Below are 17,810 nucleotides of genomic sequence, written 5' to 3'. Positions count from 1 at the left end.
GCTGAGTTTTCATAAAGAAAACTCAGTGATTGCAGAGGGCCTAGTGCCGCTTAGGGTCCCCGGTTTAGATTGAACCGGTCTCGGAGTACTGTGCCTCCGTTGCCGCCCCTCTGGGTCCCCTGCCTGAACTGTTACACTAAATTAAAACTTTTTTTAGGAGGTATGAACCCTTGACTGGTTTTCTCACAGCGGGCATCATCCGCACGGCACTGGAGGTAGGTCTCGTCTACTCACTGGTGGCGCTTTCACTGTTTATCAGCTATTCCATCCTGAATATCTGTGATCTCTCGACCGACGGCTGCTACACCCTCGGCTGCGCGGTGGGCGCGGTCGTGACGATCGCAGGTCATCCCTTCCTCGCGATTTTCGCGGCGATGGCAGCGGGTGTCTGCTCGGGCTTTGTAACGGCGTTTCTGCAGACGAAGCTCGGTGTCGAGAGCATCCTCGCGGGGATCATCGTGAACACGGGCCTGTATACCGTGAATCTGGCCGTCATGGGCTTCAGCTCAAACGTCTCTATCTTCGGCACGGACACGATCTTCACGCTCTTCGGAAAGCTGAGCAGCAGTAAGGCCTTCGCGAGCTGGAGCAAGCTGATCCTCCTTGCGGCGATCGTCCTCGTGGTCTGCCTGCTGATCCGCTGGTTCCTGAGCACGACCCTCGGTCTCTCGATTCGTGCGACGGGTGACAGCCCGGCGATGGTCCGTGCATCCTCCATCAACCCGGCGTTCACGATCACGGTCGGTCTCTGTGTGGCCAATGCCATCACCGGTCTTTCTGGATGCCTCATCGCGCAGTACAACAAAACCTGTGACATCAACCTGGGTACCGGCATGGTCACGATCGCCCTCGCGTCCCTCGTCATCGGCGAAACCCTCTTCGGAAAGCGGAAGATGATGGCGCGAATCCTCGGTATGGTCGTGGGCTCCTGCCTCTACCGCTTCATCATTTCCGTCGCGCTGCGTCTCAATGTTCCGACTGAGGCCTTCAAGCTGGTGTCGGCGGTGATCGTCGCGGTGGCGATCGCTGCACCGCGTGCGAAGGAGCTCGTCGCATTCAAGCATAAGCAGCTGAACGCGATCCGTGAACGTAAGTCCATGCAGGGAGGTAGATGAGATGCTGAAAATCGAACATATCTTTAAGACCTTCAATGCAGGCACCGTCAATGAAAAGCGTGCCATCTCGGATCTGTGCCTCACCCTCGAGGATGGGGATTTCGCCACCATCGTCGGTTCGAACGGCGCCGGCAAGTCAACGCTGTTCAATGCCATCGCCGGAACCTTCTACACGGACTCCGGCTATATCGAACTCGACGGGGAGGACATCACCTTCGTTCCGGAACATGTCCGCAGCCGCTATATCGGACGCCTCTTTCAGGATCCGCTGATGGGCACGGCACCCCACATGACGATCGAGGAGAACCTCTCGGTGGCCTATCTTCGGGCCAGCGAGCATAAGAAGGGACTCTTCAGCTATGTGACGAAGAAGGACCGCGAAGCCTTCCGGGAGCAGCTGTCGCTCCTCGACATGGGACTTGAGGACCGGATGAGCCAGCCGGTGGGACTGCTGTCCGGCGGTCAGCGCCAGGCGCTGACCCTGCTGATGGCCACCATGGTCACGCCGAAGATTCTTATGCTCGATGAGCATACGGCGGCTCTCGACCCGTCGACGGCGAAGAAGGTGCTGGAGCTCACGAAGAAGATTGTGAAGGAGCGGAACATCAGCTGCCTCATGGTCACCCACAACATGAACCAGGCGCTGGAGCTCGGGAACAGGACACTGATGATGAACAGCGGAAACATTGTCTTCGACGTACGTGGCGAGGAAAGAGCGAGCATGAGTGTCAACGATCTCCTCGAGCGTTTCGCCGAGGGTGCCGGTAAGGAGATGAACAACGACCGTATCCTCCTTTCGACGAAGGAAGGTATCTGATACATATTGTAACGCGGGTTTCAAATGGTATATAATTATAGTATCAACAGGTAATCACATCAGGAGGCAACTATGATTAAGAAGCAATTCGTCATTACGATCGGCAGACAGTATGGTTCCGGCGGACGCCTCGTAGGTAAGCGTCTCGCGGAGGATCTCGGCATTCATTTTTATGATGATGATATTCTGAAGCTCACCTCGGAGAAGACCGCGATCGGTGAGCAGTATTTCCGTATGGCAGACGAGAAGGCCGGACGGAACTTCCTGTTTAAGGCCCTGTACGGTCTGAAGCCGGACATCGGGAAGCCGAACACCCAGGAGAATATCGTTTCTCCGGAGAATCTGTTTCGCTTCCAGGCAGAGGTGATCCGTGATATCGCCTCGAAGGAGAGCTGCATCATCGCCGGACGCTGCAGTAATTACATCCTGACCGAGGCGGATATGGAGAACCATGTCGATTTCTTCGTCTATGCAGATCTTGTAACCCGTACGAAGCGCGTCATGGACTACGATAAGGTCAACGAAGAGGAGGCCCTCCGTCGCATCCGTAAGATCGATAAGGAGCGGAAGGACTACCATAAGTACTACACCGGTGAGGACTGGATGCAGCCGGATAATTATGATCTGATGATCAACGCGAGCCGCATCGACTTCGACGAGATGGAAGTCCTGATGAAGAACTACATGACGATGAGAGGATTTATCGACTGATGAAGAAAACCATACATGCAGCACAGCATCCCCTGAAGGGGAGCCTGACGGTGCCGGGAGACAAGAGCATTTCGCATCGTGCCGTCATGCTGGGTGCCCTCAGCGAGGGTGACACCCACGTGAGCGGTTTCCTGAATGGTGCGGACTGTCTATCGACGATTGACTGCTTCCGACATATGGGTATCGCCATCGAGCTTGACCAGCGTGAGACCGAGGTCGTGATTCACGGCCGCGGTCTTCGTGGTTTACAGAAGCCGGATGGAATGCTCGACTGCGGAAACTCGGGTACCACGACGAGACTTATTTCCGGCATCCTGGCCGCGCAGGACTTCGATTCCGAGCTGACGGGAGATGAGAGCATACAGAAGCGCCCGATGAAGCGCATCATGATCCCGCTTCAGGCGATGGGGGCGGATATCCGCTCGATTCGAGAGAACGGCTGTGCACCGCTCGCGATCCACGGGCAGAAGCTGCACGGGATCCGCTACAACTCCCCGGTTGCCAGTGCCCAGGTGAAGTCCTCGATCCTGTTCGCCGGCCTCTACGCGGAGCGTCCGACCACGGTGATCGAGCCGGCCCTGTCCCGCGACCACAGTGAGCGCATGCTGCGTGCGCTGGGGGCGGATGTCTCCACCCGGCTGCTTCCGGATGGACGGGCGGAGATCACGCTGCAGCCGGGTGCGAAGCTCGCTGCGCTGCCGGAGACACTGGAGGTACCGGGTGATATCTCCTCGGCAGCCTACTTCATCTCGGCGGCGCTGCTCGTGCCGGGCTCGGATGTGCTCATTCGAAACGTTGGCATCAACGAAACGCGTGCGGGTATCCTCGATGCCTATGCTGCGATGGGTGCGGACATCACACTGGAGAATCGTCGTCTCGCCGGCTTCGAGGACGTCGCAGATCTCCATGTCCGCTACAGTGCCTCGCTGCACGGCACCGAAATTTCTGGTGCGATGATCCCACGTCTCATCGATGAGCTCCCGGTCATCGCCGCGGTCGCCGCGGGTGCGGACGGTCGCACGGTCTTCCGTGATGCGCAGGAGCTGAAGGTAAAGGAGTCAAACCGCATCGCTGTGATGGTCGAGGGCCTGCGTGCGCTTGGTATCTCTGCAGAGGAGACGGAAGACGGCATGATCATCGAGGGACGGGGCAGTGACCTTCGTGTTGGCTCCGGCACCATCGACACGCATAAGGACCACCGCATCGCGATGACCTTCGCGGTCCTCGCCCTCGCCGGTGATGAGCGCACCGCCGTCGAGCTCCTCGACGCGGACTGCATCAATATTTCATATCCGACGTTCTACGACGACCTGAAGGATCTGCTGTGACGAACATCGAGCCCCTCCGGGGGCTCGAAAAAAATATAAAAAAGTAGTTGACTTTCGGGAGGGTGACTGTTATAGTAATCGAGTCGCCTTGAGCGACACAAATATGGCGGATTGGTCAAGAGGCTAAGACGCAGCCCTCTCACGGCTGAATCCCGGGTTCGATTCCCGGATCCGTCACTTAAAACTTTATATAGCATGGCGGATTGGTCAAGAGGCTAAGACGCAGCCCTCTCACGGCTGAATCCCGGGTTCGATTCCCGGATCCGTCACTTCATGAGCTTCAGGTTTTCCTGGAGCTTTTTGTTCGCTCATTTTTATTCCAGTTGGTCCCGGATTCGCCGAGGAAAGGATGCTCATCTACAGACGGTATATCATCCAGACCACGATTGTTTTCCGTAAATAGCGTAAATGCTAAAATAGAAGAAATGTTAACACAAAAGAAATGTGGGAACAGATCCGGGATATATGATAGAATTTAATGAGAATCAGGAAATGGATCCCTTGCGTATGGATTTGAGGATTACGTATGTCGGATGAAAGATCTATGAGTATCCTGGCCGATCGATGAGTTGTTGGAGGTAGAAGTATGGTCAAGAACGAGAAACTGAAGCTTCCGGTAGGAATTGATGGATTCGAGAAGATCCGTCGTAACGGTTTTTACTATATCGACAAAACAAAATTAATCGAACAGTTATTTTTTAACTGGGGCGAGGTGAATTTATTCACACGTCCGCGCCGTTTCGGAAAGACGCTTAATATGAGTATGCTGAAGTGCTTTTTTGAAATCGGAATGGATCCGTCGCTTTTTGATGGGCTTTATATTACTGAGAATAAGGAACTGTGCGAGCAACATCAGGGACAGTATCCGGTCATTTTTCTTTCTCTGAAAAATGTCGAAGGCAATGACTTCGAGAGCGCAAAGTACCAGATGATGGAATTGATCTCGAAGGAAGCTATACGACATAGCTCTTTAAGAGAAAGCGAAGCCATGGATGAAAATGCGAAAAAGGCATATGAAGCACTGACCACGTTTTCAGACGGGCGATATCAAATGACGGAGGAATCACTGCTTAGCTCATTACAGACGCTTTCCGAGCTATTATCGACACATTATCATAAAAAGACGGTTATCCTGATTGATGAATACGATGTACCGTTAGACAAGGCATTCCAGCATGGTTACTATAAGGATATGGTTTCGCTTATCAGGACGATGTTCGGGAAGGCGCTGAAAAGCAATTCTGCACTCGCATTCGCGGTATTGACAGGTTGCCTCCGCGTTTCAAAGGAAAGTATCTTTACCGGCCTCAACAATTTTAAGATCCTGTCGATCACGGATACGCGTTTTGATGAGCAGTTCGGTTTTACGGATACGGAAGTACGGAAACTGCTTTTCGATTATCATCTGGAAGATCGCTTCGAAGAAGTGAAGGAGTGGTACGATGGATACAGATTCGGAAATGCAGACGTGTACTGTCCGTGGGATGTAATAAATTTTGTGGACCGCGCGAAGGATGACAAAGAAGCGAAACCGGAAGCGTACTGGATCAACACGAGCGGAAATGACCTCGTAAAGCGCTTCATCGATAAAGCAAATAAAACAACAAAGAGTGAGATCGAACGCCTGATAAATGGCGAAGCCATCGAAAAGGAGCTTCGACTGGATCTCACGTATGAAGAGATCGATCAGAGCATCGAGAATCTATGGAGTGTACTTTTTACGACCGGGTATTTGACGCAGAGTGGAAGAGACGAAAGCGGAGCCTATCGGCTGATTATTCCAAACCGGGAAGTGCGTGAAGTATTCAGACTTCAAATCAACGAATGGTTTAAAAAGTCGATCTTCAGTAACACGGCGCGTCTCACAGCATTCTGGAAAGCTTTTGAAGAAGGAGATACCGAAGGTATCGAGCAGTATTTAAACCGCATACTAAGTAATTCCATCAGTGTTTTTGACACGAAAGCAAGAAAAGAAGAGAAGGAAATCTCTTATCATAATCTTCTCGTTGGTATCCTTACCGGAAACGCAGACTGGCTTGTGAAGTCAAACGTCGAAGCCGGAGAAGGATTTGCAGATATCATCGTAGAAACGGATGATCCGGATGCGGGAATCGTCGTAGAGCTAAAATATACGAAAAACTTTGACGATATGAAGATGACTTGCCAAAAGGCCATCGATCAGATCAGGGATCGCCGTTATCAGGAGTATCTATTGAACGATGACCGGAAGAACATCCGGCTGTATGGCATTACCTTCTGTAAAAAACGGTGCTGTGCAATCAGTGAAAAACTGTGAGAGGTTGAGATTTATGATGGTCACGCGATCACTTTGTAATTTTCTCAAAAATATGTATCTGACCTGTGGAATGTTAACTGTACCCTAACCCGCGCATTTATGCTAAAGTATGCTCTATGTTGAAGATCAGGCGGACGGGCGCAGCGCCCGTCATGGATATCATAAAAACGGAAAACCCGGATGGGAGTGCGCTCCTCTATATGCAGATTCCGGCGATCCGGGCGACGGGGATCGTCGAGCATGCGTTTTCCACACGAATCGGCGGGACGAGCCAGGGCATCTTTAGCTCGATGAATCTGCGCTTCGGGCATGGCGATGAGGATGCGCGGGTGCGCGAGAACTTTCACCGGATGGCGTCGGTGCTGGGGACTGATGAGGCACACATGGTGCTCACGAAGCAGACGCATACGACGAACGTCCGGGTCGTCACCGCGGCGGATGCGGGCTACGGCGTCGTGCGGGAGCGTCCGTACGATGACGTCGATGGTCTGATCACGGATGTGCCGGGGCTCGCCCTCGGGATCTTCGCGGCGGACTGTGTGCCGTTGCTGTTCGTCGATCCGGTGCACCACGTGATCGGCGCGAGTCACTCCGGCTGGCGCGGGACGGTGGCGCGTATGGGCGAGGTCACGATTCGGGCAATGCAGTCGACCTACGGGACAGTACCTTCGGATCTCATCTGTGCCATCGGTCCGAGTATCTGCCGGGACTGCTATGAGATCTCGGAGGATGTGGCGCAGCATTTCATGTCTGCCTATCCGGGGCATGCAAGGGAGATCCTGCGTGACGATGGGCTCAATGCAGCCGGCGAGCATAAGTATCATCTCGATCTCTGGGCGGCGAACCGGATCGTGCTCGAGGAAGCGGGTGTGCCGGCGTCACAGATCAGCACGACGGATATCTGTACAAACTGTAATCCAGAGCTGCTGTTCAGCCATCGCTACACGCATGGGTTCCGGGGAAACAATGGTGTATTTATCATGCTGAAGTAGAGGTGTTATTATGAATTTACCGATTGCAATTTTACTGATCGTGGGGATCGTGGCGCTGACGGTCTATATCTTCCGTCATGCGATGAAGAAGGAGGATCTCGGGAAGGATGGCTGCTCCGGCTACAAGGGCTGCGCGTCCTGCGCGGCGTCCGAGTACTGCAACCATATCACGAGCCTCGAGAAGTTCGCGGATGAGCGGGACAAGGAAAAGAAGACGAAGAAGTAAAGATCGTTTATCCGACGGCGGCGTCCGTAGATGAGCGGGACAGGGAAAGAAGTAAAGATCGTTTATCCGAGGGTGGCGTCCCCGGATGAGCAGGACAGAGAAAAGAAGACGAGGACATGAAGATCATTCATAAGACAGCGGAGTATACGGTCGTCTGCAAGGCGGCCGGTGAGGATTCGGAGCATGATCTGCCGGAGATGCTTGCGGAGCAGAACGGCGATCGGGCGACGGATTATTATGTCGTGCACCGGCTTGATAAAGCGGCGTCTGGACTGCTCGTGCTGGCACGGGATCGTCAGACGGCGGGCGAGCTCAGCCGCCAGCTGACGGAGAACCGTCTTCGGAAGACCTACCTCTGTGTCGTCCCGGGGGTGCCGGCGCCGGTGAGTGGGGAGATGCAGGACCTTCTTTATCAGGATAAGATGAAGAAGAAAATGTTTCCGGTGAAGCGGAAGCGCGCCGGCGTGAAGGAGGCTTCGCTTACATACAGGGTACTGGAGACACAGGCACCGCTCACGCTCGTCGAGGTGGAGCTTCAGACGGGACGCTTCCATCAGATCCGCTGTCAGTTTGCGGCGCGGAAGCTGCCGCTCGTCGGAGACGGGAAGTATGGCTCGCGGGTGCGGAGTCCGCATCTCGCGCTGTTCTGCCGTCAGCTTTCGTTTTATGATGCGAAGGAGAAGAAGGAGTGTTCCTTCACGGCAGCGCCAGCGGCGGAGTTTCCATGGACGGCGTTTTCCTGCGCTTCCGATGAAGTGAAGTGAGGTCATCTGAAAACGGGGCGGAAGCATTGGCCTGACGAGTACGAGCGCTGGGAATCGAGCCTGCGGAGGGAAATCGCCTGAGCTGCGTTTGGACCGTCGGGAAGATGAGGGAGAGATATGACGGAATTCGAATTTCTGGATATTATGCATCGGGCGGAGATGCTGAAAAATAATACACGGCACAGCTGGACCTCGCAGGACCGGCATGAGTCGGTGGCAGAGCACAGCTGGCGGCTTGCGTTCATGGTGCTCATGTACAGCTACGAGCTGAAGAAGGAGTTTCCGGAGGTCGACATCGATAAGGTGCTTCGGATGTGTATCATCCATGACCTCGGGGAAGCCTTCACCGGCGATATCCCGTCGTTCTACAAGACGGACGCGGATTCGGTGAAGGAGTCGGACATCCTGCTTGACTGGTTCCGCTCGATGCCGGCGCCGTTTGACACGGAGCTTCCGGCGCTCTGGGAGGAGATGGAGGCGCTTGAGACGACCGAGGCGCGCATCTACAAAGCCTTCGATAAGATCGAGGCGGTGGTGCAGCACGATGAGGCGAAGCTCAGCACCTGGCTCCCGCTCGAGCGCGAGCTGCAGCTCACGTACGGCGCGGAGAATATGAAGTTTTCGAGGAAGCTTCAGAAGCTTCGCGCTGTGATCGATGAGGAAACACGGAAGAAGATCGCAGAGGGCAGGTAAGACCAGCAGCCGCGCTGGACAGGATCGATAGAAGTGGCCCGGCGGCGGACATGGTTGACAGAAGCGGGCAGCGAGCGGAGATGTTTTCGCCCGCGCGGACAGCACGCGATACGCATCAGCGATGAGAGGATGTACATATGAAGGATTACGAGCCGGAACGGCAGCCATCGATTGAAATCTCAACACAGGCGTCGGCAGATCAGCATTGGCAGACGCTCGACAGGAGCACGCTCGCACCGCGCTCCGTGCTGCTCTACGCGGAGCGGCTGTCGGAGGCGGTCGATCTCAGGCCAATGCTGTCGACCGGTCTGATCATGGCGGTGCAGGTGGCGGGTGATCCCGCGGAGGATGGTGCCGTACTGGATTTTGCTTACGTGCAGGGTCTTCGGAAGCAGTGCATCGCGGCAGATGTGCCGTTTCACTTTGCGGGCACCGGCGCGAACTTTCAGATGAAGGGGCGGATGTTCCACATTCCGGCGAAGCTGCAGGCCTCGCAGGCGGCGAAGGCGGAGCTGGAGTATTTCCCGATCTGCCTCGCGATGAACGCACCGGTGCCGGCATTGGCCCAGGACTTATCAGAGGATGCAGGGAAGGCGGCGAAGATCGACACGACGTCCGTGGAGACGCGTAAGCCGCAGCGAAGCTACGCAGGCAGAAGGTCCGTACAGACCGGTGGATGGGAAGCAATGGGCCATGCACCGTCGATGTTTGATCAGATGTCGGGTGGTCAGGATCGTGGAAGATCGATGCCCGGTGTCGCAGTTGCGCTGCCGGATGCGGATGGCTTTGCGCCGGTGAGCTTCAATCCTTTCGAGGATGGGGAGGATACGGCGCAGGAAAATGCGCATCCGGAGGACGAGGACCCGACGTTTTTCGGCTCGCCGGAGCATCCGAGTGTGAAAAATCTGCACTATACGATCGAGGTCTCGGATGACGATGATGATTATCAGGGGGCCAGTGCCGAGGATCATCGGCAGCTCGAGGAGAGTGAGCGGGCGCGGAAATCCGGTGCCCAGGTGCAGTTTCTTCAGGAGTCGCTGCGACTCACCGAGGATGGAGGTCATCCCTGACCAGGCGATGGCGCGCCTCTTCGAGCGCCTCGCACAGAGTAAATTCCGGTCCGGCTTCCATCTTCGGGCGCAGGAGCGCGCCTACTTCGAGAAGCAGGGGCGTGCGAAGATCGAGGAGCATGCGCGGGATTTCATCCGGGAGCGTCTGGCACCGGCAGAACCGCGTAACGATGGGAAGCAGACCCCGTGGCGGGGGCACCCGGTCTTCATCGCGCAGCATGCCACCGGCTGCTGCTGTCGCGGCTGCCTCAGTAAGTGGCATCACATCCCGCCGCATCGGGCGCTCCGTGAGGACGAGCAGCGCTACATCGTTTCGGTGCTGATGTGCTGGATCGACCGGGAGATGAAAGCGTAAAAGCGAGGCCCCGGAGGGGCGGCGACGGAGGCACAGTACTCCGAGACCGGTTCAATCTAAGCCGGGGACCCTAAGCGGCACTAGGCCCTCTGCCTGAACGATACAGCAACGTTTCAGGTGTCACGAAAAGAACTTGCATATACAGGTCGTGCGTGCTACATTTTTTAATTATTGAAATGAACTGGGCGGTGTCAGCATCACTGGCAGTATGTCCAGATTTAGGGGGTAAGTATGGGACTGATCATTCCAAAGGATTATGATCCGCGTCTTTCTGTGCGTGAGACACAGGAGGCAATCAAGTATATCAGAGATACATTTCAGAAGGAGTTCGGTCGGGAGATGAATCTCAGCCGTATCTCTGCGCCGCTTTTCGTGCCGAAGAGCTCGGGTCTCAATGATAATCTGAACGGTTATGAGCGTCCGGTCAGCTTCGATGTTCCATGGTGGCCGGATGAGACGATCGAGGTCGTGCATTCGCTGGCGAAGTGGAAGAGAATGGCACTGAAGAAGTACGGCTTCAAGCCGGGCGAGGGTCTCTATACCAACATGAACGCGATTCGTCGCGATGAGGAGCTCGATAATCTGCACAGTTGCTATGTCGATCAGTGGGACTGGGAGATGGTCATCAACAAGGAGGACCGGAACACCACGACCCTCGAGGGTACGGTACGTATGATCTTCCGTATCATCAAGCACATGGAGCATGAGGTATGGTACAAGTATCCGAATGCGGTCAACAAGCTGCCGGATGATATTTACTTCATCGATTCCGAGACACTGCTTCAGATGTACCCGGATAAGACGCCGAAGGAGCGCGAGAACGCAATCTGTAAGGAGCATGGCTGTGTGTTCATCAGTCGCATCGGTGATAAGCTGTCAAACGGGGAGCCGCACGATGGTCGTGCACCGGACTATGATGACTGGGCACTGAACGGCGACATCCTGTTCTGGTATCCGACGCTCGACTGTGCACTGGAGATCAGCTCCATGGGTATTCGTGTCGACGAGATGTCGCTGCGTGCGCAGCTGAAGAAGGCCGGCTGTGAGGAGCGTGCAAATCTTCCATACCATAAGATGCTGCTCGAGGGTGAGCTTCCGTACACCATCGGTGGTGGTATCGGTCAGTCGCGTCTCTGCATGCTTCTGCTGAATCGTGCGCACGTCGGTGAGGTACAGGCCAGCATCTGGCCGCAGGAGATGATCGATACCTGCCGTGAGCATAACATCATCCTGCTTTGATTCTGATTTTGAGAGCCTGCTTTCAGCAGGCTCTTTTCATATTTGAATTCTGGCAGGACTCGATGCTATAATGGAATGGCAGTAAAGCGGTTTAGAAAGGAGGGCAGAGTGATGGCGACGAGGAGAATGCAGAAGCTGAGTGCGGTATGGATGCTGCTGGCTGTGCTCTGTCTTTTACTGATCACGCCTTTTCGTAATATCTCTGCACTTCGTGTGAACGGGGAAAGCCGTGTGGCTACGCATCAGATTTCTGCGGAGGATTCACTGACGGCGCGGATCGAGGAGGGGAAGCTTTCGGATATGGCGGAGCTTCGTCACTTTCTGAATGTGACGATCGAGAAAAGCGGCAGCAGAACGCGTATGGCCCAGCGCTTCGATGAGGGTAGTGATGCGCTGCTTCGTCGTGATTTTGCGCTGAAAGCTGTGAATGCTTTTCGATGTCATGAATTTCTCGAGCACGGGGCTTCACGTTCACCGCTGTCCATCCTGACGGTTCTGGATTCGGTTCGACTTCTGAATTAAATACTCTTTTCAATTTCGTGCGATAAAGTACCGGACGATGATCGATACATACAGGCTTATCCAGTCTATGTATAGGGGTTCGGTCGATACGATCATGCACTGCATGTCCGTCGAGTGGGGCAGGCATGATGATGTAAACATTGAAAAGAGGTTCTATATGAAGGAAACGCGTAGAGCGTTCATGCATCGTCACCCGATCATGTACGCCATCATGACGGCGCTTTCCTTTCTTCTGATTTTATATTTCACGGCACATGTTACACAGGGAATCGAGATCCCGGGCTATGGCGGACTGCTTCTTCGTGAAGAGTCGGCGCTGATTCTCACCATGCTCGTACTGGCGGGCTTCGGTATGCTGCAGGAGATTCCGTGGGAGCAGGATAATTTCATGGATACGCTGAAGGCGGGTGGTTTCGTCCTTCTGCTGGATGCGCTTCTTCTTCAGTATGAGCGTATCCTGATGATCGAGAATGACGCCCTGCCATGGACACAGATACTGATTTTCCTCGCCTTTATCTTCCTGGTGGGGCTCCTGGAGGAGACGGTCTTCCGGGGCATCATCGAGGAAACACTGATCCGCAGCTTCCGACCGACCGCGCTCGGACGGCTGCAGGCAGCCTATCTGACCGGGCTCCTTTTCGGCCTCGCCCATGCCATCAACATGAGCTGGGCAGTGGATCCGATGGCCGTCGTTTTCCAGATGGTGCAGAATGTAGTCATTGGCATCTATCTGAGTCTCATCTATGCTCGTGCGCGGAACGTTCTCGCGATGATTTTCCTGCACGCCTTTTATGATTTCACTTCCCTCATGATGTCCGGTATTTATGGGATCGGCAGCATGCAGCAGGGAGTCGAGGCGATGAACGCGACGAGCCTCTGGGTGCTCCTCATCTATCTCGGACCGATCGTCTACCTCACGATCCGGATCCTCGTCGATGTACATCGGCAGAAGCTTCACGAGCGTGGCACGGAGGTGGCGGAGCGCAGTCACGAAAGTAAGCAGGCCTACGCGTGAGCTGATTCATACATAATATCAGAAGAAAAAACGTCGTCAGCAAAAAGCTGCCGTTCTGCCCCGGGATTTCGGAGTGGGACGACAGCTTTTTCAGTGCAGATAAGCTTAAGAATTTCGTAAGGGGGTCTGACCCCATTAAATTTTTATAAACAGAATCTAAACAGAAGTTTATGGGGTCAGACCCCATAAACTGCCGTCAGGCGATGCCGACGGAGGCCTTCGCGAGCTGGTCGACGAGCTCGTTGAAGCGGACGCCGGTGTGTGCCGCAACCTTCTGGAAACGGATCTCGATGCGTGGTCGGATCGCCTCGATGAAGGCCTTGTATGCACGTGTGCCTTCCTTGTTCGTTTTCCACTGGCCGTTCGCCCACATCTCGATGCCCATATAATCATAGAAGATCGTGATGCTCGCGATGCCGGCATCGGCTGCCGCCTGTATCGCCGCCATCGAGCCATGAATCTCGCCCGCGACGTTCCGCATCGTACGTAAGGTCTCGTCCCGTCCGTGCCCCTGAAGCGGGCGAATGCTTCCGTCCCGACACAGCAGCACCCCGCCATAACCATAGACACCCGTCGAGAGATTGAAGCTGCCATCAACGTACGCGAGCGCCTCGGTCTCGACCGCTGAAAGCTCCTGCAGCACATCCTCCCGCGTCACATCCGAGACGGAATGGAAGAGCGGGCCCTTCGGAGCGATGGCCGTTCGGCTGGAAGAGGCCTTCGCACCGCCTGCAGACGATGGGATCGCGCTTCGTCTGGAAATGGACGTTTTCGCAGATTCGGTAGAACGTTGAGGTTTCATACTTCTGGAAGCGACAGAAGCGGAAACAGACGACGAATCCGAAACTTCCGGCACATCAAACGGCAATTGCAGATCATAGCCATCTGCCTTCACAAATGCCTCTGCCTCCGCCCGGGTTTTAAACTTCTTAAAGACCGCACCGGCTGCACCGGTCACCTCTCTCTGGCAGTCACTCCAGTTCTCATAAACACCCGGATGACGCCCCTTCTGCACTGCATAATAAAACTTCATATTTAGATGAACTCCATTTTCTGATTTCGTATTCCGTTATTCTAGCATGGTTTCGCTTGAACTGCAGATAAAAAACGAAGGCCCTCCGGTTCCCTGCTTGATCAGTACACGTGTGAACAGTAACGGCTCCCCTTTCGTAAACACTCAGTTTATACGAATTTAATACTGCAGTGCCGCCTTTCGTGCTATAATTTCCATGTTTTAAACACAGGAGGTTGCTATGTCTCAGAAATACAGTGCACTATTAATGGATCTCGATGGAACGCTCGTGAACACGCTCTACAGTCTCCAGGACACCATGAATAAAACCATGGATGAGCTGGGCCTCGACCGCATCACGCTCGAGCAGACGAAGAAGTTCGTCGGAAACGGCGGTGGGAAGTTCGTCGAGCGCGCCCTGGCGGCCACGGCGGACCGTTACTATAGAGAAGCGGAGAAGTGGGAGGAGAAGGACGAGGACCGGGCGATCGATCTCGACCAGAAGGCGGATGAGGTGATGGAGCTTTTCGATGACGCCTGGAACCTGTACATGGATTTCTTCCAGGAGAACTGCACCTACAAGGCGGAGCCGTATCCGGGGCTGAAGGCCTGTCTCGATGAACTGAAGGCGGAGGGCTGGAAGCTCGCCTGTATCACGAACAAGTCGCTGCATGAAGCCATCAAGGTCCTCGATACTGCCTATGGCGCCGGCTACTTCGATTATATCTCGGGCGATGACGGCACCCATCCGCTGAAGCCGGACACCGGCGTCGTCGATGATGCCCTCGCGCACATCGGAAAGACTGCAGCGGACTGCCTCTATGTCGGCGACACGAACACGGATATGGAAACGGCGAAGCGCGCAGGCATCCCGTCCATCGGCTGCATCTACGGCTTCCGGACGCAGGAGGAGCTCGAGGAGAGTGGCGCAGCGATCTGTATCGAGCAGGCCGCAGACCTTCGGAAGGCGATCGACTACCTTTCTGAGTGAGCCCTTTCTTCCACTGTACGATCGCTTCCGCATCCGAAGGAGAGGCCAATGCAGGCGGCCTCAACTCTTAAATCTTTCGAAACTCTTCGGATTGCGGATCTGCTTGATTGACAAGCGGAAATGCACTGACTATACTTAGCAGTGTTATAAAGAGAGTGCTAATAAACCGTGAGGTACGATTGTATTATGCTACCGGAGCTTATGGGCCGGGTATGTACCGTACGGTCGTTTGCATTGTCCTGATAAATGACATGATGACTGGAAGGAGTAATCATATGACACGTATAGATATCGTATCCGGTTTCCTCGGAGCCGGAAAGACCACCTTCATTCAGCGCCTGCTGGATGAGGCCTTAAAGACGGAGAAGGTTGTGCTGATCGAGAACGAGTTTGGTGAGATCGGCATCGACGGCGGTTTCCTGAAGGATGCCGGCATCGAGATCCGTGAGATGAACCAGGGCTGCATCTGCTGCTCACTGGTTGGTAATTTTGAGAAGTCTCTGCAGGAGGTTGTGGAGACATATAAGCCGGATCGTATCATCATCGAGCCGTCTGGTGTCGGCAAGCTGTCGGACATCATCGGTGCGGTGAAGGCGGTTTCCGCTAACCTCGATGTCGAGCTGGATGCGGCGGTGACCATCGTGGATGCACAGAAGGCGAAGCTCTACTCGAAGAACTTCGGCGAGTTCTTTAACAACCAGATTCTCTATGCAGGTACCGTCGTGCTGTCGAGAACCGATATTGCAGCCGAGGAGAAGGTCGATACTGCGGTGAAGATCGTGAAGGAGATCAATCCGAAGGCACAGGTCGTGACGACCCCGGAGGCACAGCTCAGCGGTGAGCAGCTCATCCGTATCATCTCCGGTAAGGATGATCTCGAGGAGTCCATGATGAAGGAAGTCATGGAGAGAGTCCATGCACATGAGGGTGAGGAAGAGGACGACGATGATCACGATGTGATCGAGACCCTCGATAATGGCATCACCATCCACCATCATCACGATCACCATCACCATCATCACCATCACCATGATCACGATCACGAGCATGAGCATGACGAGGACGAGCACTGCTGCCACCACGGCCATGACGATGAGGACCATGATCATGAGGAGCACGAGCACCATCACCACGATCATGATGAGGACGAGCACTGCTGCTGCCACCACGATCACGAGGATGAGGACCATGATCACGAGGAGCACGAGCACCATCACCACGAGCATGACGAGCACGGCCACTGCTGCTGCCATGACCATGACGCGGACGAAGTATTCACGAACTGGGGCATGGAAACCCCGCATCCGTTTAGTAAGTCGAAGCTCGAGTCCATCCTTCACGAGATGGCCGAGGGTGAGACCTACGGCACCGTCATCCGCTGCAAGGGTATGCTCGAGGATGCGGAGAACCGTGGTCACTGGATGTACTTCGACCTCGTACCGGGTCAGACCGATGTACGGGAGGGCTCTCCGGAGTTCACCGGTAAGGTCGTCGTGATCGGCGCTCATCTCGATGAAGAAGCACTGAAGCACGCATTCTGCGAATAAATAGGAGTTTTTATGGCAACAAGTGATAATTACGAGTTACAGGATGATCAGATTCCTGTATTCCTGATCAACGGCTTCCTCGAGGCCGGCAAGACCGAGTTCATCAAGTACACCATGGCCCAGGATTATTTCCAGACCGAGGGCACGACCCTGCTTCTCCTCTGCGAGGAGGGTGAGTCCGAGTACGAGGAGGCAGAGCTCCTGAAGTACCATACGGTCGCGATCCGCATGGAGAAGGAGACCGACTTCAACGAGGCGTACCTCTCGAAGCTGCAGGCAGAGTATAAACCGGAGCGTATCATCATCGAGTGGAACGGTATGTGGAACCAGGATGATCTCTACGACGGTCCGATGTCCGAGCAGGAGCTCGCGAAGGATCAGGGACGTCCGGCGAACTACGCGCTGTCGATGCCGGAGAGCTGGGTGATTTACCAGGTCATCACCATCATGGATGGATCCACCCTCGGCATCTACATCAATAACAACAATATGCGCAGCTTCCTCGGACAGATGCTCCGGGAGGCGGAGCTCGCGATCGTGAACCGCTGTGATGACGTTTCCAGCGATCAGCTGGTGGACTTCCGTCGTAAGATCCGTGCGATGGGACAGGGGGCAATGCTGATCCTCGAGGACAAGAATGGCGAGATCCAGCAGGACATGCTCCCGGAGGATCTGCCATATAACCTCGCGGCCGACAGCATTGACCTGAAGCCGGAGGACTACGGCATCTGGTTCGTCGACTGCATGGATAACCCGGAGCGCTATATCGGAAAGAAGATCACGTTCACCGGTATGGTTCTGAAGCGCCGCGGTATGCCGTCGAACGAGTTCATCCCAGGCCGTATGGCGATGACCTGCTGCGCACAGGATATGACCTTCCTCGGCTTCGTGACGAAGGGCGATCCGGCCGTGATCGCGCCGTATAACACGAGAGACTGGGCGAAGCTCACGGCGACTGTTTCGATGGAAGAGCGGGAGGAGTACAGCGGCGAGGGCCCTGTGCTGGAGCTCGAGTCGATCGTTCGGACCGGTCCGATCGATGATGTCGTCACATTCTAATAAAGATTCTGAAACGAAAACTTCTGAAATCAGGAGTGAGTTTAAAACGAAAGCCGTG

The 17,810-nt window shown here is 54.8% G+C and carries 18 protein-coding genes and 2 tRNA genes; 19 read left to right on the top strand and 1 reads right to left on the bottom strand.

Features of this window, described 5'->3' with window-relative positions:
* Positions 1–170: 170 nt before the first annotated feature.
* The 16 genes from ACK8P7_RS04715 to ACK8P7_RS04640 all read left to right on the top strand — a co-directional run bounded on the left by ACK8P7_RS04715 (position 171) and on the right by ACK8P7_RS04640 (position 13,143).
* Positions 171–1,115 (top strand): ABC transporter permease, encoded by a 945-nt coding sequence (locus ACK8P7_RS04715; protein ID WP_410043073.1) that lies wholly within the window; start codon positions 171–173, stop codon positions 1,113–1,115.
* 1 nt (position 1,116) lies between these two features.
* Positions 1,117–1,932: an ABC transporter ATP-binding protein gene (locus tag ACK8P7_RS04710; RefSeq protein WP_410043072.1), complete on the top strand. Its 816-nt coding sequence runs from the start codon at positions 1,117–1,119 to the stop codon at positions 1,930–1,932.
* Positions 1,933–2,004: 72 nt separating this feature from the next.
* On the top strand, positions 2,005–2,643 hold the full coding sequence (locus ACK8P7_RS04705; RefSeq protein WP_410043071.1) for an AAA family ATPase: 639 nt from the start codon (positions 2,005–2,007) through the stop codon (positions 2,641–2,643).
* Positions 2,643–3,971, top strand: a complete 1,329-nt coding sequence (gene aroA, locus ACK8P7_RS04700) for a 3-phosphoshikimate 1-carboxyvinyltransferase (RefSeq protein ID WP_410043070.1) — start codon at positions 2,643–2,645, stop codon at positions 3,969–3,971. Before ACK8P7_RS04705 ends, aroA begins: the two co-directional genes overlap by 1 nt.
* A 105-nt stretch (positions 3,972–4,076) precedes the next feature.
* Positions 4,077–4,148, top strand: a tRNA-Glu gene (locus ACK8P7_RS04695).
* Between the two features lie 20 nt (positions 4,149–4,168).
* A tRNA-Glu gene (locus ACK8P7_RS04690) sits at positions 4,169–4,240 on the top strand.
* A 317-nt stretch (positions 4,241–4,557) separates the two neighbouring features.
* Positions 4,558–6,267, top strand: a complete 1,710-nt coding sequence (locus ACK8P7_RS04685; protein ID WP_410043069.1) for an AAA family ATPase — start codon at positions 4,558–4,560, stop codon at positions 6,265–6,267.
* 152 nt (positions 6,268–6,419) lie between these two features.
* Positions 6,420–7,259 carry a peptidoglycan editing factor PgeF gene (gene pgeF / locus ACK8P7_RS04680; protein WP_410043068.1) on the top strand — a complete coding sequence of 280 codons (840 nt, stop codon included), beginning with the start codon at positions 6,420–6,422 and terminating at the stop codon, positions 7,257–7,259.
* A gap of 10 nt (positions 7,260–7,269) precedes the next feature.
* Complete coding sequence (locus tag ACK8P7_RS04675) at positions 7,270–7,485, top strand: hypothetical protein (RefSeq protein WP_410043067.1); 216 nt, start codon at positions 7,270–7,272, stop codon at positions 7,483–7,485.
* 116 nt (positions 7,486–7,601) lie between these two features.
* The gene (locus ACK8P7_RS04670; RefSeq protein ID WP_410043066.1) at positions 7,602–8,249 is read left to right on the top strand and encodes an RluA family pseudouridine synthase; all 648 of its coding nucleotides are present in this window, start codon (positions 7,602–7,604) and stop codon (positions 8,247–8,249) included.
* Positions 8,250–8,366: 117 nt separating this feature from the next.
* Positions 8,367–8,942 (top strand): HD domain-containing protein, encoded by a 576-nt coding sequence (locus tag ACK8P7_RS04665; RefSeq protein WP_410043065.1) that lies wholly within the window; start codon positions 8,367–8,369, stop codon positions 8,940–8,942.
* Between the two features lie 137 nt (positions 8,943–9,079).
* Positions 9,080–10,012: a hypothetical protein gene (locus tag ACK8P7_RS04660; RefSeq protein ID WP_410043064.1), complete on the top strand. Its 933-nt coding sequence runs from the start codon at positions 9,080–9,082 to the stop codon at positions 10,010–10,012.
* Entirely contained in the window at positions 9,996–10,367 is a 372-nt protein-coding gene (locus ACK8P7_RS04655) for a DUF4186 domain-containing protein (RefSeq protein ID WP_410043063.1), read from the top strand. Before ACK8P7_RS04660 ends, ACK8P7_RS04655 begins: the two co-directional genes overlap by 17 nt.
* A 231-nt stretch (positions 10,368–10,598) precedes the next feature.
* Positions 10,599–11,606, top strand: coding sequence for an aspartate--ammonia ligase (gene asnA / locus ACK8P7_RS04650; protein WP_410043062.1), 1,008 nt, complete (start codon positions 10,599–10,601; stop codon positions 11,604–11,606).
* Between the two features lie 111 nt (positions 11,607–11,717).
* Positions 11,718–12,128, top strand: coding sequence for a hypothetical protein (locus tag ACK8P7_RS04645; RefSeq protein ID WP_410043061.1), 411 nt, complete (start codon positions 11,718–11,720; stop codon positions 12,126–12,128).
* A 67-nt stretch (positions 12,129–12,195) separates the two neighbouring features.
* Complete coding sequence (locus ACK8P7_RS04640; RefSeq protein ID WP_410043060.1) at positions 12,196–13,143, top strand: CPBP family intramembrane glutamic endopeptidase; 948 nt, start codon at positions 12,196–12,198, stop codon at positions 13,141–13,143.
* Positions 13,144–13,339: 196 nt separating this feature from the next.
* Here the strand turns inward: ACK8P7_RS04640 and ACK8P7_RS04635 are convergent, their stop codons facing one another.
* Positions 13,340–14,176 carry a ribonuclease H family protein gene (locus tag ACK8P7_RS04635; RefSeq protein WP_410043059.1) on the bottom strand — a complete coding sequence of 279 codons (837 nt, stop codon included), beginning with the start codon at positions 14,174–14,176 and terminating at the stop codon, positions 13,340–13,342.
* Between the two features lie 220 nt (positions 14,177–14,396).
* Here ACK8P7_RS04635 and ACK8P7_RS04630 point away from each other — a divergent pair, with 220 nt between their 5' ends.
* The 3 genes from ACK8P7_RS04630 to ACK8P7_RS04620 all read left to right on the top strand — a co-directional run bounded on the left by ACK8P7_RS04630 (position 14,397) and on the right by ACK8P7_RS04620 (position 17,752).
* Positions 14,397–15,146, top strand: a complete 750-nt coding sequence (locus tag ACK8P7_RS04630) for an HAD family hydrolase (protein WP_410043058.1) — start codon at positions 14,397–14,399, stop codon at positions 15,144–15,146.
* Between the two features lie 275 nt (positions 15,147–15,421).
* A complete protein-coding gene (locus ACK8P7_RS04625; RefSeq protein ID WP_410043057.1) occupies positions 15,422–16,693 on the top strand; it encodes a GTP-binding protein in 1,272 nt (423 codons plus the stop codon).
* Between the two features lie 12 nt (positions 16,694–16,705).
* On the top strand, positions 16,706–17,752 hold the full coding sequence (locus ACK8P7_RS04620) for a GTP-binding protein (protein ID WP_410043056.1): 1,047 nt from the start codon (positions 16,706–16,708) through the stop codon (positions 17,750–17,752).
* Positions 17,753–17,810: the final 58 nt, after the last annotated feature.

Source organism: Oribacterium sp. P9 (assembly GCF_046365365.1).
Classification (GTDB): domain Bacteria; phylum Bacillota; class Clostridia; order Lachnospirales; family Lachnospiraceae; genus Oribacterium.
The sequence above is the reverse complement of the archived record's forward strand: the minus strand, read 5'-3'. Positions and strand labels throughout refer to the sequence as shown.

What these genes read in the sequence shown, in the direction of transcription:
- ACK8P7_RS04710 (WP_410043072.1), top strand. Translation starts at nt 1,117, where the DNA reads ATGCTGAAAATCGAACATATCTTTAAGACCTTCAATGCAGGCACCGTC.
- ACK8P7_RS04705 (WP_410043071.1), top strand. Translation starts at nt 2,005, where the DNA reads ATGATTAAGAAGCAATTCGTCATTACGATCGGCAGACAGTATGGTTCC.
- aroA (WP_410043070.1), top strand. Translation starts at nt 2,643, where the DNA reads ATGAAGAAAACCATACATGCAGCACAGCATCCCCTGAAGGGGAGCCTG.
- ACK8P7_RS04685 (WP_410043069.1), top strand. Translation starts at nt 4,558, where the DNA reads ATGGTCAAGAACGAGAAACTGAAGCTTCCGGTAGGAATTGATGGATTC.
- pgeF (WP_410043068.1), top strand. Translation starts at nt 6,420, where the DNA reads ATGGATATCATAAAAACGGAAAACCCGGATGGGAGTGCGCTCCTCTAT.
- ACK8P7_RS04675 (WP_410043067.1), top strand. Translation starts at nt 7,270, where the DNA reads ATGAATTTACCGATTGCAATTTTACTGATCGTGGGGATCGTGGCGCTG.
- ACK8P7_RS04670 (WP_410043066.1), top strand. Translation starts at nt 7,602, where the DNA reads ATGAAGATCATTCATAAGACAGCGGAGTATACGGTCGTCTGCAAGGCG.
- ACK8P7_RS04665 (WP_410043065.1), top strand. Translation starts at nt 8,367, where the DNA reads ATGACGGAATTCGAATTTCTGGATATTATGCATCGGGCGGAGATGCTG.
- ACK8P7_RS04660 (WP_410043064.1), top strand. Translation starts at nt 9,080, where the DNA reads ATGAAGGATTACGAGCCGGAACGGCAGCCATCGATTGAAATCTCAACA.
- ACK8P7_RS04655 (WP_410043063.1), top strand. Translation starts at nt 9,996, where the DNA reads ATGGAGGTCATCCCTGACCAGGCGATGGCGCGCCTCTTCGAGCGCCTC.
- asnA (WP_410043062.1), top strand. Translation starts at nt 10,599, where the DNA reads ATGGGACTGATCATTCCAAAGGATTATGATCCGCGTCTTTCTGTGCGT.
- ACK8P7_RS04645 (WP_410043061.1), top strand. Translation starts at nt 11,718, where the DNA reads ATGGCGACGAGGAGAATGCAGAAGCTGAGTGCGGTATGGATGCTGCTG.
- ACK8P7_RS04640 (WP_410043060.1), top strand. Translation starts at nt 12,196, where the DNA reads ATGTATAGGGGTTCGGTCGATACGATCATGCACTGCATGTCCGTCGAG.
- ACK8P7_RS04635 (WP_410043059.1), bottom strand. Translation starts at nt 14,176, where the DNA reads ATGAAGTTTTATTATGCAGTGCAGAAGGGGCGTCATCCGGGTGTTTAT.
- ACK8P7_RS04630 (WP_410043058.1), top strand. Translation starts at nt 14,397, where the DNA reads ATGTCTCAGAAATACAGTGCACTATTAATGGATCTCGATGGAACGCTC.
- ACK8P7_RS04625 (WP_410043057.1), top strand. Translation starts at nt 15,422, where the DNA reads ATGACACGTATAGATATCGTATCCGGTTTCCTCGGAGCCGGAAAGACC.
- ACK8P7_RS04620 (WP_410043056.1), top strand. Translation starts at nt 16,706, where the DNA reads ATGGCAACAAGTGATAATTACGAGTTACAGGATGATCAGATTCCTGTA.